The following is a 14,096-nucleotide window of genomic DNA, read 5'->3' on the forward strand; positions in this document are numbered from 1 at the left end:
TCTCCCCCGCGAAGGGGGCGTCTGTCTCGTTTAAACGGCGTGAGCCTACTACCGCCTCAGCGGTAACTCGAAAGTATGTCTGTGGGTTGGGCAGGTCTGCGACGAAACGTACCCCGGAATGCACCTGACGGATTCGGGGCAGCCACTCTTCATGGAGTTCCAACGGCGGACCGTGTGGGTGGAAGAGAGCGTCGGCAGACCGCGGATGGCCGATCCGGTGCGCGCCGCGGCGGTGCGTGCGGTGCTGATAACGGCCGTCGCCCTGGTACAGGCTGTAACCGACGCGGTGCTCGCGATGGGGCACTCCTGGCTGTCCGCGCCGCTGCTGCTGACCACGGTGCTGACGTCGGTCATCGCCACCTGGGCGGTGCTCGACGTGTGGGTGACCCGGCAGGTGTGGAACCAGCGCAACGGCGTCGTGTCCAGCCCGAGCAGCGCCGCCAGGACCCTGCGCCGGGAGCGGCGCAGGGCGCGGCGGGCGGCCCGCAGGGCCGGGCCGCGGACAGCCGCCCCCAGACGGCGGCACGAGCCACGGCACCTGGGGGTCTGAGGGTCAGCGGGCCGCGGGACCGGACGCTTGCGACGGTACGGCTGCCGGCCCGGCCTCCGCGGTCTCCCGCGCCGGGTCGGCGGCCTGGTCGGGCTCCTCGGTCCGGTCGGTCATCTCCGGCTGGTCGGGCTCTTCGGGCGGGCGGCGGAACATCCTGGTGGCGGTGATCTCGCCGTGCACCTGCTCGCCCTGCGGGTCCTGCACCGGCAGCCCGGGCCGCAGGTGTTCCTCGACGCTGATGTATTTCAGGCCGGCCCGCAGATCCGCGTCATTGCGCAGCCTGACCACGAGCGGGAATTCGGCCAGCGCGGTCGTGTCGAATAGGCCGGTGGTGTAGATGAGCTGCACCCCGAGGGCGTCGGCGACGGCCCGCTGCAGCTCCAGCAGATAGGTCGCATTCGCACGCCCGATCGGATTGTCGAGGAAGAGCGTTCCCGCGTGCCGCTGGCGGTCCCGGCCGCGGTCGTTGCTGCGCAATGCGGCCATCGTGCAGTACAGCGCAATGGCGGCGGTCAGGAGCTGCCCGCCGGAGAAGACGTCGCCCATCTGGCCGACGGGCACCCTTTCCGCCCGCAGCACCGCATCCGGCTTGAGGATCTCCACGGCGATGCCGCGCGGCTGCAGCGCCGCGCCGACCCCGCGCAGCAGCAGCGACATGCCGTCGCGCCGCAGGTCGGAGTTCTTGCGCACCGCCGACCTCGTGGCCTCGTCGATGACCTCGCCCAGGCGTTCGGTCAGCACCGCCTGGTCGGGGTCCTCGAAGCGGATGCGGAGGAACTCCTGCCCCGACCACTCGCCGAGGCCCTCCGGCAGCCGGGACAGCCGCTGGGCCGAGCGCAGGGTGGCGAGCGCGGACTCCGCCAGGCCGCGCAGCCGGTCCACGATGATGTCGCGGTTGCGCTCCAACTGGTCCAGCTCGTCGGTCAGCACCCGCAGCCGCGGAGCGAAGGCCGCCGCCCAGGCCGCTGCGTGCTCGGGCAGCGCGACCGCGGGCAGCTCCCTGATCTGCTGCCTGGCCGGTGTCCTGACCTGCTCGAAGCGGACCGCGTTGGCATGCCGGACCAGGACGTCCGCGGATTCGCGCAGCTGGGTCTCGGCGGCCGACAGGTCGGCGGCGCAGCCGCGCAGGCTGCGCCGGGCCTCCGCCGCGGCCTGCCGGGCCGCCTCCTGGCTGCCCGCGTACGGCTGCGGCTCCTCCTCGTCCTGCGGCTGCGGCCCGCCGTCCCGCAGCAGGTCGCGCAGCAGCGCGGCGGTCTCGTCGAAGCCGCCTGCCGCGTCCTCCGCGGCCCGGTGCGCGGCGACCAGGCCGGCGTGGGCCGCGTTGGCCTGCTCCAGCGCCTCGGTGCGGGCGGCGACCTCCGTGGTGGCAACCCGCAGCAGCTCCTGCGCGTGCTCGGCGTCGCGCGGCTGGAGTGCCTCGGGCAGCTCGGTGTGGTGCGGGGCGCCGCCGGGCGGCGCGAGGCGCTCGGCCTCGCCGCGGAGCCGTCCCAGCTGCTCGCTCGCCGCCGACGCGCGGGACTCCAGGGTCTGGACGAGCGCTTCCGCGCGGCCCGCCGCTGCCTGCCGCGAGGGGCCGTCGGAGCCGTCGGGGCCTTCCAGCAGCCCGGCCGCGCGGCTGCGGACCTTGTTGGTGAGCCGGTCCAGTTCGACCAGCGCGGCATTCTCCGTGCTCTCCGCGCGGGCCTGCTCGGCGCGCAGGTCTGCCCCGACGCCCACCTTCTCGTAGACCTCGGAGGCCGCACGGTAGGCCTCGCGCAGCGCGGGCAGGTTCGTGGCGGTGCCGGACTCCGCGGGCTCCGCCGTGCCGTCGTCGGGGGCGCCGGCGATCTCGGCCCGCTCGGCGCGCAGGACGCGGGCGGTGCGGCGGGCGTCGTCCGAGGCGCGCTGGGCCGCCCTGCGGTCCTCGTCGGCGGCGCGGGCCAGCGCCAGGCAGGCCTCGGCGCGGGCCTCGGCCTCCGCCGCGTCGGCGGTCAACTCCCGTGCCCGGCGCTGCCAGTTGGCCCGCTCCCGCAGCCGGTGGGCGAGTCCCGCCAGGGCGTCGGCGCTGCGCCGGGCCTGCTCGGCGGCGGCCCTGCGGGTGTCGCTGTCCTGCGCGGCCTCTGCGGCGACGGTGTCAGCCTCGCTGCGGGCCGCGCGCGCGGCGGCCAGTTCGGCCCGGGTGCGCTCGACGGTGTCGCGGGCGGCGGCGGTCTCGGCGGCCAGCTCCGCGAGCCGCCCCTGCGGGCACGCGGCACGCCAGGAGGCGAGCCGTGCCGCGAGGTTGCGGTCGTGCGCGAGGCGGGCGGCCAGCGCCCTGATCTCCTCCTCGCGGGCGGTCGCCCTGGCCCGCAGCGACCGGCGCTCGCCGTCGGCGGCGAACTCGTCGTGCATCGCCGGGTTCGGCGGTACGAGGAAGACGTCCGGCTCGGTGCCGGACGCCGGCGGCGGGGCCAGCAGCGCGGCGGCGGTGCCGACGGCCACGGTGGAGCGCGGCAGCAGGGCCGCCTGCGCCAGCACCTCCCTGGCCCGCTGGTAGGTGCCAGGGTCGGTGACGACGACGCCGTCGACCAGCTCGGGGCGGGCCGCGAGCACCACGGCGTGGTCGGCCGGGTCCACGGCCTGGGCGAGGTAGCGCCACCCGGGCAGCGCGGGAATGCCGTGCTCGCCCAGATACTCGACCGTGGCCAGCACATCGGGTCCCGGCGGCAGCAGCCCCCCGTCGCCGAGCGCCCCGAGGATCCGCGCGTCGTCCGCTGCGGCGGTCCGCAGCTCGAACATCTGCCGCTCGGCGGCGCTCACCGCGCCGTCCAGCAACTCCCGCAGCGGCTCGGCGAATTCGTCGAGCATGGCGGGGGTGAGCCCGTCGCCGACGGCGCTGTCCCGGCCGTCGGCAGCAGCACCCCCGACGGCTCGCGAACCCGACAGCCCCGAACTCGACCCGCGGACAGCCGACTCCTGCCCCTCGGCAACGCCACCACCCGCGGCCCGCACACCGGCACCGCGCGAACCCGACAGCCCCGAACTCGACCCGCGGACAGCCGACTCCTGGCCGTCGGCAGCGGCACCGTCGGCGGGTCGGGCGGCCGGGTCAGGGGCGTCGGCGGCGGCGCCCGCGGGATGCGCGCCGCGGGTGCCCAGGGCTGCGGCGGGGCCGTCCTGGGCCGGCCCGGCGCCCGCCGAGGTGCGGGGGGCGGGGAGGCTGAGGAGGGCGGTCAGGCGGGCGTCGGTGGTCAGGGAGGCGGCCGCCAGCGTGGCCGCGGACAGGGCGGACTCGGCCGTGGACAGGGCGTCGGCGGCGCGGGCCGCGGCCAGTTCCGCGCGGGATTCGGCCGCGGCGGCGTCCCGCGCGCGGGCGCTCTCGGTGCGGGCGGTCTCCGCGGCGGCGCGGGACAGCGCGGCGGCGGACTCCTCCGCGTCGGCGGCGGCGAGCGCCGCCCGTGCGGGGTCCGAGTTCGGCGCGGAGTCGTCGAGCCAGCCGGACCGTACGGCCTCTGCCGTCTCCTGCTCGACCTCGGCCAGGCGCTGGGCGAGGTGCCCGGTCTCGCTGCGGGCGCGCTGCGCCTCGGTGGCGGCTGCGGTCGCGTCGCGGTGCGCGGTCTCCGACCTGGCCTGGAGTTCCGCCGAGCGCTCCTCCTCCTCGTCGGCCTGCTCTTCCGCCCGGGCGGCAGCGCCGTGCAGGGCGCGTACCAGTGCGGCGGCCGCCGAGGTGCGGGCGGCCAGGGCGGGGGCGGCGTCCCGCTCGGCCTCGCGGATCGCGGCGCTGACCCGCTGCAGCCTGTCCCCCGCAGCCCGGTGGCGCAGGACGGTCTCGGCCGCCTGCCAGGCGGCGTGCAGGGTGCGGGCGTCGCCCAGTTCGCGGCGCAGGGCCGCCGCACCCTTGTCGGCCGCGGCCAGCGCGAGCGACGCGTGCCGGTAGGCGATCTCCGCGGCGGTGAGGGCGCTGCCGGCGCGGGCCTGCTCGGCGTCGGTGACCGCGTGCGCGGCCTGCGCCATGTCCTGGGCGATCTCGCCGGTCCTGGCCCGCTCCTGCTGGGCGCGGGCCGACAGCCGCCGGGCCAGCGCCCGGGTGCGGCGCTCGGACTGGGCGTGGACGGCCCTGGCCCGGTCGCGGGCCTCGGCGCCCTCGGCGATGCGCTCCAGCAGGTCGAGCGAACCGGCGGTGAAGTCGCGCTCTGCGGTCAGTTCGGCGCGGCGGCCGAGCTTTCCTGCGAACCCGTGGACGAGGTCGGCCAGGCCGTCGGTGTCACGGGTGTCGGTGACCGCGCGCAGCAGCAGGTCGGTGAAGTCGGAGTCCTTCTTGACCGCGAAGAGGCCCGCCGCCTCGCCCTCGTCGGCATTCATCTCCCGCTGGTAGCGGAAGAGTTCGGGGTCCAGGCCGAGGTCGCCGAGGTGTTCGTTCCACCGGTCGTGGATCTCCTCCCACACCACGTCGAGGTTCGGGTAGGCCTTGCCCGCCTCGGTGAGCGCGTCCCTGAACCCCTTCATGGTGCGGCGCCTGCCGCGTGCCCCCGAGGCGCCCTCGGCCAGGGGGCGCACCGCCGTGGACTCGGCGACCGGCAGCGAGTCCAGGTTCATGCCGGGTCCCGGCCGGAAGGAGTACCAGGCCTCGGCGAACTTGCGCGGGTCCGCGGACACCTGGCGGCCGCGCCACTCGCTGACCTTGCCGACCACGACCAGCTCGCCGGTCACCGTGTGCTGCCACTCCAGCGCCACGTGCCCGCAGTCCTCGGCGAGCAGGAACTTGCGCAGCACACCGGAGCTGGCGCCGCCGAGGGTGTTGCGGTGGCCCGGCAGCATCACCGAGAAGATCAGCTTGAGCAGGACGGACTTCCCGCCGCCGTTCTCCAGGAAGAGCACTCCCGCGGGTGCCGGGCGGCGCGGCGGCCCGGCCGGCTCGTCCGCGAAGAAGTCGCCCTGCGCCGGTGCGGGCTGCGGCACGGGCTCGCCGACGCCGCGCAGGTCGAGCACGGTGTCGGCGTAGCGCGCACCGGCGGGCCCGATGGAGTAGAGGCGGAGTCGGGAAAGCTCGTACATGCGGCGGACTCTCGTGGCTGGGGCAGGTGGCGGGCGGGCTGGGGCGGCGGCGGGCGGTCAGGCGGGGGCCGCGGAGGTGTGGAAGGGCAGGCCCGCGTCTGCGACCAGGTCGCTGCCGTCGTCGGCGGCTGCGGGCAGCAGGCTGGCGCTGCCGTCGGTGACGGGCACTATGCCAAGGTCGAGCAGTTCGGCCATCGCCGCGCTTCCTGCCATGTCGCGCACCTGGAGCTGGTAGCGGGCGGTGGTGCGGTATGTGCCGCCCGACTCGTCGCCGGTGCGCTGCAGGAAGCCGGAGTCGACCAGGAAGGCGACGGCCTTGCCGATGATGCCGGTGGTGGAGCCGGCCAGCCGCCTGGCGTCCTTGGTCGCGCCGGTGGCGGTGCGCCGGGCGTAGACCCGCCAGGCCGCTTCGAGTCCTGGCGCCTCGCTTGCGGGGTCGGTGTTCTCGCCGGTCTCGTCGGCGCGCTCCTCCAGCCGGCGGCAGGCCTGGCGGACGAAGGCGTCCACCCCGTTGACGGTGATCCGGCCGATGTAGCCGTCGTCGGCGAGGTCCTCGGGGCGCGGGAAGGCCAGTGCGGCGGCGGCCAGGTGTGCCAGGCCGTGCAGGAAGCGGTCGCCGGCGTCGGAGGCGGCCCTGCGGGCGTAGTCGCCCATGCGGACGGCGAAGACCGAGTCCTCGCCGGCCGCGACGGCCATGCCCGCCCGCGGGGACACCTCCAGGACGACCAGGCCGAGCCCTGCGGCGACCGCGTCGGCGATCCTGGCGAAGCCCGGGTCCTCGCGGTGCCGCCTGACCAGCTCGGCATACTCCGCGTCCCGCGCGGGCAGCAGCTTGGGCTGCAGGCCGAAGCCGACGAGCCGCGCGGCGTCCGCGACGTCGCCGGGGGTCAGGGCGGCGGCCGGCCCATGGGTGTCGCGGGCACCCTCCCGGGCTTCCGCGTCGTCGTCGCGGTGGTCGCTCACGGCGTCCTCTCCTTCGGGTCTTCCGGGTCTTTCCGGTCCGCGGGCCGGGCGGTGAGGCGGGCGGTGCCCAGCACCAGGTCGGCGCCGCCGAAGTCGGGGTCGTCCAGTTCGGTGCCGTCGTCCACCGCGAAGAGCACCTGCGGCTCGCCCTGGCGCACCGCGGTGCCGACCGGCGGCGAGGCCGCGTGCAGCGCCAGCAGGGCGACCAGGTAGGGCAGGTCGGGATCACGGCGGCGGGCCTCGGCGAGCAGCCCGGACAACCGGCGAGGCGCGTCGTGCGGCAGGTCGAGCAGGTCCAGGGCGGACTCCAGCTGCTCGTCGGAGAAGCGGCTGTCGTCGGGGGTGGCCACCAGGTCGGGCTCGGGCATCTCGGCGCCCAGGTGGTCGCGTTCGACCGGCGGGGTCAGCAGCAGGTCGACCAGGTCGGTGACACGGACCGCGGCGGGGGTGCGCAGCCCGGCGCCGCGGGCGAAGAAGGCGTCGGTCACCCGCGAGGCCTGCTCGACCGGGAGCGGCAGCAGCGGGGCGACCAGCTGCCCGTACAGGTCGAGTCCCGCGCGGGCGGGCGGCGTGGCGAAGGCCTGCCGGTCCTGCTCGGCGCGGAAGAGCGGCCCGGCCTCCAGCAGCCGGGACTGCAGCTGGGTGTGCCGCCTGATGCAGTCCTTGACGATGTCGACCAGTTCGGCGGCCCGCCGCTTGTGCTCGGAGTCCTCGGCCTCGTCGCGCGCCTTGCGGATGTTGGTGAGGATCGCGTTCTCGTGCCGGTAGCGGTCGGCGACGTGGTCGAGGGCCTCGGCGATCATGTCGGGGACCTGGCGCAGCCAGTCGACGGCCCGGACGTTGCGCCGGGTCGCCTCCAGGGTGCGGCGCAGCGTCTCCGCATACTGCACGGTGCGGTAGCGGGCCTGCTCGGCGGCGAGTTGGGCGTCGGCGAGCCTGCCGCGGCTGATCAGCACCTCGAGCTTGACCTCGGCGGCGATCTGGGCGCTGGTGACGTCGGTGTCGAGGGCGCCCACCAGGACGTTGACCGCCTCGTCCGTGGTGCGCAGGTAGACGCTGCCGCCCGGCCCCGGCACCTCCTCGATCAGCTTGAAGTCGTAGTCGCGCCGCACATAGGCGCCGTCCGCGCCGAACGTGCCGTAGACGGCGCGGAATCCGCGGTCGGCGCTGCCGACGTTGATCAGGTTCTCCAGCACCCAGCGGGCGACCCGCTCGTGCTCGGCATGGCTGCGCGCCGGGGCCTGGGCGGCGACCCGGGGCAGCAGTCTGGTCACTATCTGGTCGTGGTCGGCACCGGTGTCGAAGTCCATGTTCAGCGTGACCAGGTCGATCGCGGCGAGCGCGACCTCCGCCATCGCGTACACCGAGTACTCACCGGCCAGGTTGGCCTTGCGGGCGTCGAGGTCGTGCAGCGGCGCGGTGCAGGCGAGCGCCTTGAGCCGGCGGGCCAGGCCCTCGTCCGCGGCGGGGCCCGGGGCCGGCCGGGCGGCGCCCGGCAGGGGGTACGGGACTGTGGTGGTCACGCCCCACACATTAGGCGGTGGCACCGACATCAGCCCAAACGGCACGGATCGCCACGGGGCGGGCACCTGTTGCCGGCACGGATGCCATGATCGGACCCGGGCATCTTACGGCGGCGGGACACGACGGGCGGACCACGATGGCGGACACGGACATAGGCGCGGGCATACGCCCGGGCGTTGGCGCGGGCATCGGCGCGCAGATCCGTGCGGACGGCGCCGGGGGCGGCGGCACCGGCGGCGGCCGGACCGTGGACCTCAACGCCGATCTCGGCGAGGGCTTCGGGCGCTGGCAGCTGACCGACGACGACGCACTGCTGTCGGTGGTCACCAGCGCCAACGTCGCCTGCGGCTTCCACGCGGGCGACCCCGCGACGATGCGGCGGGTGTGCGATCAGGCCGCAGCCCGAGGGGTGCGCATCGGGGCGCAGGTCTCTTACCGCGACCTGGCGGGCTTCGGGCGCCGCGCGATGGACGTGCCGCCCGCGGAGTTGGCTGCGGAGGTCGCCTACCAGATCGGCGCGCTCGACGTCTTCGCGCGCGCGGCAGGCACGGCGGTGGCGTACGTCAAGCCGCACGGCGCGCTGTACAACCGGGCGGTGCACGACGCCGAGCAGGCCGCCGCCGTCGTGGAGGGCGTCCTGCTCGCCGGCCGGCTGCCCGTACTGGGCCTGCCCGGCTCGCAGTTGCTGGCCGCCGCCACCGGCGCGGGGCTCGACGCGGTGGCCGAGGCCTTCGCCGACCGCGCGTACACCTCGCAGGGCACGCTGGTGCCGCGCCGCGAGCCGGGTGCGGTCGTCGGCGAACCCGACGAGGTCGTCAGAAGAGCGGTGGGCATCGCCTCGGGCGGCGGGGTGACCTCGGCGGACGGCACGCAGGTGCCGGTCGCGGCGCGCTCGCTGTGCGTGCACGGCGACACCCCGGGCGCCGCACAACTCGCCGTCCGGGTACGGCAGGCGCTGGCGGCCGCGGGGCTGCGCGTGGCGGCCTTCGCATGAGGGCGGGGTGACGGGCCGTGAAGTGCAGGGTGCTGGCGATGGGCCGCGCGGCCGTGCTCGTCGAGACGGAGGACGGCGAGCAGGCGCAGGCGCTGCACGCGGAACTGCTGCGGCGGCGCGCGTCAGGCGAATTCCCCGAGGTGCGGGAGATCGTGCCGGCCGCGCGGACCGTCCTGGTCGGCGGCCTCACCGACCCGCGCGCCTTCGCCGCTGCCGTGGCCCGCTGGGACGTGCCCCCGGTCGCGGCCGGCGGCGGTGGCCTGCGGGAGGTGCCGGTGCGCTTCGACGGCCCGGACGTCGCCGAGGTCGCCGCGCTGTGGACGGTGACCCGCGAGGAGTTGATACGCATCGTCACGGCGACGCCCTTCCGCGTCGCCTTCTGCGGTTTCGCCCCGGGCTTCGCCTACCTGACGGGCCTGCCGCCCGGCCTGCACGTCCCGCGCCGCCCGACCCCGCGCACCGCGGTCGCCGCGGGCTCCCTGGGCCTGGCCGGCCCCTACGCGGGCCTGTACCCGCGCTCGTCGCCCGGCGGCTGGCAGCTCGTCGGTACGACGCGGGCGCCGCTGTGGGACCCGGCCCGGGACGCGGCGGCGCTGCTCTCCCCCGGCACCGAGGTCCGCTTCACGGAGGTGCCCGGGTGAGCGGGGCCGTGCTGCACGTGGTGCGAGCCGGGGCGCTGACGACCGTGCAGGACGCGGGGCGGACCGGGTTCGCGCATCTGGGGGTGCCGCGGTCCGGCGCGCTGGACCTGCCCGCGCACCGGCTGGCCAACCGGCTGGTGGGCAACCCCGAGGAGGCCGCCGGTCTTGAGACCACGGTCTCCGGCTGCGCGCTGCGGCCCTCGCACGCCGTGGTCGTCGCCGTCACCGGGGCCGGCTGCCCGGTGCGTGTCGACGGGCGCCCCGCCGCCTGGGGCGCACCGTTCGTGGTGCCCGGCGGCTCCCTGCTCGACGTCGGGCAGGCGACGGTCGGGCTGCGTTCTTACGTCGCGGTGGGGGGCGGGCTCGCCGTCGACGCGGTGCTGGGCAGCCGGGCCACCGACCTGCTGTCCGGGCTCGGCCCTGCGCCGCTCACCGACGGGGACCGGCTGCCTGTCGGGACACAGCGGGGCCGCGGCGCCGCCGCGGACGTCCTGCCGTACGGCTGCGTCGGCGCGGAACTGGTGCTGCCGTTCCTGCCGGGGCCGCGCGACGACTGGTTCGCACCCGGCTCGCTGCGGACCCTGGTCACCGGGCATTACACCGTCTCCCCCGCCTCCAACCGGATCGGCCTGCGCGTCCTCGGCCCGGCGCTGCGCAGAGCCGGGGGGCGGGAGGGCGAACTGCCCAGCGAGGGCATGGTGCCCGGCGCCGTCCAGGTCCCGCCCGACGGCCTCCCCGTCGTCTTCCTCGCCGACCACCCGACCACCGGCGGCTACCCGGTGATCGGCGTCGTACCGGAGGAGTCGCTGGCCGCTGCCGCCCAGTCCGCGCCCGGCACCAGGATCCGCTTCGTGGCGCTGCGCTCCGGGCGGCCCGCGCTGTGAAGCGGCGCCGGTACGGTCGGCGGTACGTGCGCCCTTGCGGCGCTCAGGCCCAGTGACTCCAGGGCCGCCGCCGTCGCCTCCCGGGCCGCGTGGTCCAGCAGCGGTGCGGTGCCGCGGGCGGTGTGCCGGTACTCCTCGGCCGCCAGCCGCAGCAGGTCGGGCAGCAGATCGGTGCACCGGTCCGCGATCCACTTCGTGCCGCGCGTCGCCATCCAGCACACCGACGCGGCACGCCCCGGCGGCGGGCCGTCCGGCTCCAGCCGCGGCGGCGCACCGACCGGCATGCCCGAGCCGGCCAGCAGCGCGTGGAAATCCGCGGCCAGCATGCGGTGTCCCGCCTCGCTCGGGTGCAGCCGGTCCGCGCTCAGCGCCCCCGGGCTCGTCGCCCAGGGGCGCTCGGCCGCATGCAGGTGCAGTGCGCCGTGGTGCGCGGACAACGCGTGAACGGTGTCGTTCAGCGCGGTCATCCGGCGGCCCAGCGGCCGGGCCAGCGGCCAGGGCAGGCCGAGGACGGTGCCGGGGTCGGGCAGGCAGGCGGTGAGCACGGTCGCGCCGGTCGCGCGCAGGGCGCCCAGCGCGGTGTGCAACTCCGTTGCCACGGTGGGGATGTCGAATCCGCCGCGCAAGGTGTCGTTGCCGCCGACCAGCACGGAGGCGATGGTCGGGCGCCAGCTCAGGGCTGCGCTGAGCTGGCGCCCGGCCACGTCGCCCGTGCGGGCGCCGCTGCGGGCGAGGTTGAGGATGTCGGCGCCGGGCTGCAAGCCCTCTGCCAGGAGGGCGGCCCATCCGCGCCACTCGCCTCCCGGCGTGGGGTCGCCGACGCCCTCGCTCAGCGAGTCGCCGAGTACCGCGAACCGGGCGCGCGGGGTGCCACTTGCTGTGGCGTCAGCCACGTCCCGGCGTCGGGGCTGGGCGCGCAGTTCCCCGCGCCCCTGGAGAGTGCCACTTGCTGCCAGCTCGGCCCTCTCCCGACGTCGGGGCTGAGCGCGCAGTTCCCCGCGCCCCTGGAGAGTGCCGCTTGCTGTGACGGGGCCGGTTTCGCACCGTGGGGGCTGAGCGCGCAGTTCCCCGCGCCCCTGGGGGGTGTCGCTTGCTGTTGGGGTGGCTGTTTCCCGGCGGCCGGGCTGGGGGGGCTCGGGGTGGGCGGGGGTCATTGGGGGGCTCCGGCCGGGGTGGGGGTGGGGGCCTTGTGGGCTGTCAGGAAGGCGGTCACTGCGGCCGGCCAGGTGTAGAGCTCGGCGCGGGTGCGGGCGCGGGTGCGGCGTTCCTGGGGGGGCACCGTGAGGAGGCGGCGGACCGCGGCGGCGTACTCGGCGGGGGTGGTGGCCGAGGCGCCGGCCGGGCCGATGAGGTCGGGGAGGGCCGAGCGGGTGCTGGCCACCACCGGGGTGCCGCAGGCGAGGGCCTCCAGGGCGGCGAGGCCGAAGGTCTCGACGGGGCCGGGGGCGAGCGCCACGTCCGCGGTGGCGAGCAGTGCCGCGAGGTCGTCGCGGCGGGCGACGTGGCCGAGGAAGGTCACCGGCAGGCGGTGGGTCCTGGCGTGGGTGGTGAGCCGGGTGCGCAGGGGGCCGTCGCCCGCGACGACCAGGGCGGCGTCGACGCCGGCGGCCCGCAGTCTGGCCAGTGCTTCGAGTGCGTCGTCCGGGCGCTTCTCGGGGCTCAGCCGGGAGCAGAGGACGAGCATGACCGCGGCGCCGTGGGCGTACCGTTCGCGCAGGGCGGCGTCGTGGTGGCCGGGGTGCAGCCCGGCGAGGTCGACGCCGAGCGGGGCGCGGACGACGTTGCGCGCCCCGATGCGTTCGAACTCGGCCGCCGCCCAGGCGGTCGTGCACACCACCCGGGTGTAGGCGTGCGCGGTGCGCCGGTTGAGGGCGTCGGCGGCGCGGCGGGCGGCTCCCGCCGGGAGGCCCCACGTGCCGAGGACGCCGTCGGCACTCTCGTGGGAGACCATGACCGCGGGCACCCGGTGGCGCCTGGCCCATTCGCCGGTCCAGCGCAGTGTCGTGCGGTCGGAGACCTCCAGGCGGTCGGGCGCGAGCTTTTCGAGGAGTTCGGCGACCGGGGTGCGGCGGGCGAGGACGCGGTAGCCGCCGGTGCCGGGGATCTCGGGTCCCGGGAGGGTGATGACCCGGCCTTGTGCGGTGTGCTCGTCGGCCGCCTCGGGTCCCGGGATGACCAGGACGGGTTCGTGGCCTGCGGCCGCGTACCCCTCGCCGAGGTGGCGCAGCGCGGTGCGCAGGCCGCCGGAGACGGGCGTGACGAAGTTCGCCACCCGGACGATGCGCAGGCCGGCGGCGGTCATGCGGCGGCCACCGCTCGCTCGCCGAGCACCTGGGCGTAGTGGCCGAGCAGCTGGTCGCCGACGGCTTCCCAGCTGCGTTCCGCGACGGCGGCGCGGGCGGCGGAGCCGAAGCGGACCCGCAGCCGCGGGTCGGCGTGCAGCATGCGTACCGCGGTCTTCACCGCGAGGTCGTCGCCGGGCGGTACGAGCAGGCCGGTCCTGCCGTGGTCGACCAGGTCGAGCGGGCCGCCGGCGGCGGGAGCGACGACCGGGATGCCGCTGGCCATGGCCTCCTGGACGGTCTGGCAGAAGGTCTCGAAGGGGCCGGTGTGGCAGAAGACGTCGAGCGAGGCGTAGATGCGGGCGAGGTCGCCCCCGGTTCTGCGGCCGAGGAAGACCGCGCGCGGCAGCGCCTGGCGCAGCGCGGGCATGCTGGGGCCGTCGCCGACCACGACGACCCGCACGCCGGGCAGTTCGCAGGTGCCGGCCAGCAGCTCCACCTGCTTCTCCGCGGCGAGCCGGCCGACGTAGCCGACGATCAGCTCGCCGCGCGGGGCGAGTTCGCGGCGCAGTGCCTCGTCGCGGCGGGCGGGGTGGAAGCGGACCGAGTCGACGCCGCGCGGCCACAGGTGGACCCGCGGGACTCCCTGGCCTTCGAGGGCGGCGGCCGACGCGGTGGAGGGCGCGAGGGTGCGGGCGGCGGCGCTGTGCACGGCGCGGATGCGGCGCCAGGCGGCGGCCTCGCCGGCGTTCAGATAGGTCTTGGCGTAGCCGGCCAGGTCGGTCTGGTAGACGGCGACCGCCGGTATCCGCAGCCGGGTGGCGGCGGCCAGGCCGCGTACCCCGAGGACGAAGGGGCTGGCGAGGTGGACGATGTCGGCGCGGTGCGCGGCGATGGCGGCGGCGGTGCGGCGGCCGGGGATGGCGACGCGCACCTGGGGGTAGCCGGGCAGCGGGAGCGAGGGGACGCGGACGACGGGGCAGGGATCGTCGGCCTCCTGGTCGTGCGGCCCCGCGGGGGCGACGACCATCGGCTCGTGGCCGCGCCGTGCAAGGTGTTCGGCCGTGCGCAGCGCGCAGTGGGCCACTCCGTTGACGTCGGGTGGGAAGGACTCGGTGACGATGGCGACTCTCATACCGACGTTGTCGCCGCGTCGGACGTTGTCAGGGCCACGAGGATCTTTCCCGAAGGGGAACGCCCCGTGAGCGTTGGCCTGCGGACGTGCCCCGCGGCCTGGACATCCAC

General features: G+C 76.4%; 10 protein-coding genes. 4 read left to right on the forward strand and 6 right to left on the reverse strand.

Features of this window, described 5'->3' with window-relative positions:
* Positions 1–151: 151 nt before the first annotated feature.
* Positions 152–550: a hypothetical protein gene (locus JT723_RS25770; RefSeq protein WP_307794014.1), complete on the forward strand. Its 399-nt coding sequence runs from the start codon at positions 152–154 to the stop codon at positions 548–550.
* Between the two features lie 3 nt (positions 551–553).
* Here the strand turns inward: JT723_RS25770 and JT723_RS25775 are convergent, their stop codons facing one another.
* Genes JT723_RS25775 through JT723_RS25785 form a run of 3 tightly spaced genes read right to left on the reverse strand, consistent with a single transcriptional unit; the run spans position 554 to position 8,079 of the window.
* Entirely contained in the window at positions 554–5,563 is a 5,010-nt protein-coding gene (locus tag JT723_RS25775; protein WP_240166193.1) for a hypothetical protein, read from the reverse strand.
* Between the two features lie 57 nt (positions 5,564–5,620).
* A complete protein-coding gene (locus JT723_RS25780; protein WP_372441381.1) occupies positions 5,621–6,526 on the reverse strand; it encodes a hypothetical protein in 906 nt (301 codons plus the stop codon).
* Positions 6,523–8,079, reverse strand: a complete 1,557-nt coding sequence (locus JT723_RS25785) for a hypothetical protein (RefSeq protein ID WP_240166194.1) — start codon at positions 8,077–8,079, stop codon at positions 6,523–6,525. Before JT723_RS25785 ends, JT723_RS25780 begins: the two co-directional genes overlap by 4 nt.
* 107 nt (positions 8,080–8,186) lie before the next feature.
* On the opposite strand from JT723_RS25785, the gene JT723_RS25790 reads away from it, so the two are divergent.
* Genes JT723_RS25790 through JT723_RS25800 form a run of 3 tightly spaced genes read left to right on the forward strand, consistent with a single transcriptional unit; the run spans position 8,187 to position 10,569 of the window.
* Positions 8,187–9,044, forward strand: coding sequence for a LamB/YcsF family protein (locus JT723_RS25790; protein ID WP_205047180.1), 858 nt, complete (start codon positions 8,187–8,189; stop codon positions 9,042–9,044).
* Positions 9,045–9,061: 17 nt separating this feature from the next.
* Entirely contained in the window at positions 9,062–9,685 is a 624-nt protein-coding gene (locus JT723_RS25795; RefSeq protein WP_251512655.1) for a 5-oxoprolinase subunit B family protein, read from the forward strand.
* The gene (locus tag JT723_RS25800) at positions 9,682–10,569 is read left to right on the forward strand and encodes a 5-oxoprolinase subunit C family protein (protein WP_205047181.1); all 888 of its coding nucleotides are present in this window, start codon (positions 9,682–9,684) and stop codon (positions 10,567–10,569) included. The genes JT723_RS25795 and JT723_RS25800 overlap by 4 nt, the downstream gene beginning before the upstream one ends.
* Here JT723_RS25800 and JT723_RS25805 read toward each other — a convergent pair.
* The 3 genes from JT723_RS25805 to JT723_RS25815 all read right to left on the reverse strand — a co-directional run bounded on the left by JT723_RS25805 (position 10,458) and on the right by JT723_RS25815 (position 13,986).
* Positions 10,458–11,462 (reverse strand): SGNH/GDSL hydrolase family protein, encoded by a 1,005-nt coding sequence (locus JT723_RS25805; protein WP_206248307.1) that lies wholly within the window; start codon positions 11,460–11,462, stop codon positions 10,458–10,460. The genes JT723_RS25800 and JT723_RS25805 overlap by 112 nt on opposite strands.
* 257 nt (positions 11,463–11,719) lie before the next feature.
* Entirely contained in the window at positions 11,720–12,871 is a 1,152-nt protein-coding gene (locus tag JT723_RS25810) for a glycosyltransferase (RefSeq protein ID WP_205047183.1), read from the reverse strand.
* Positions 12,868–13,986, reverse strand: a complete 1,119-nt coding sequence (locus tag JT723_RS25815) for a glycosyltransferase family 4 protein (protein ID WP_205047184.1) — start codon at positions 13,984–13,986, stop codon at positions 12,868–12,870. The genes JT723_RS25810 and JT723_RS25815 overlap by 4 nt, the downstream gene beginning before the upstream one ends.
* Between the last annotated feature and the right edge of the window lie 110 nt (positions 13,987–14,096).

It is taken from the genome of Actinacidiphila bryophytorum (assembly GCF_016916835.1).
Lineage (GTDB): Bacteria > Actinomycetota > Actinomycetes > Streptomycetales > Streptomycetaceae > Actinacidiphila > Actinacidiphila bryophytorum.

Excerpts from the sequence above, each read along its gene's own strand:
- JT723_RS25810 (WP_205047183.1), bottom strand. The coding sequence starts at position 12,871 with ATGACCGCCGCCGGCCTGCGCATCGTCCGGGTGGCGAACTTCGTCACG.
- JT723_RS25770 (WP_307794014.1), top strand. The coding sequence starts at position 152 with ATGGAGTTCCAACGGCGGACCGTGTGGGTGGAAGAGAGCGTCGGCAGA.
- JT723_RS25775 (WP_240166193.1), bottom strand. The coding sequence starts at position 5,563 with ATGTACGAGCTTTCCCGACTCCGCCTCTACTCCATCGGGCCCGCCGGT.
- JT723_RS25790 (WP_205047180.1), top strand. The coding sequence starts at position 8,187 with ATGGCGGACACGGACATAGGCGCGGGCATACGCCCGGGCGTTGGCGCG.
- JT723_RS25785 (WP_240166194.1), bottom strand. The coding sequence starts at position 8,079 with ATGTCGGTGCCACCGCCTAATGTGTGGGGCGTGACCACCACAGTCCCG.
- JT723_RS25815 (WP_205047184.1), bottom strand. The coding sequence starts at position 13,986 with ATGAGAGTCGCCATCGTCACCGAGTCCTTCCCACCCGACGTCAACGGA.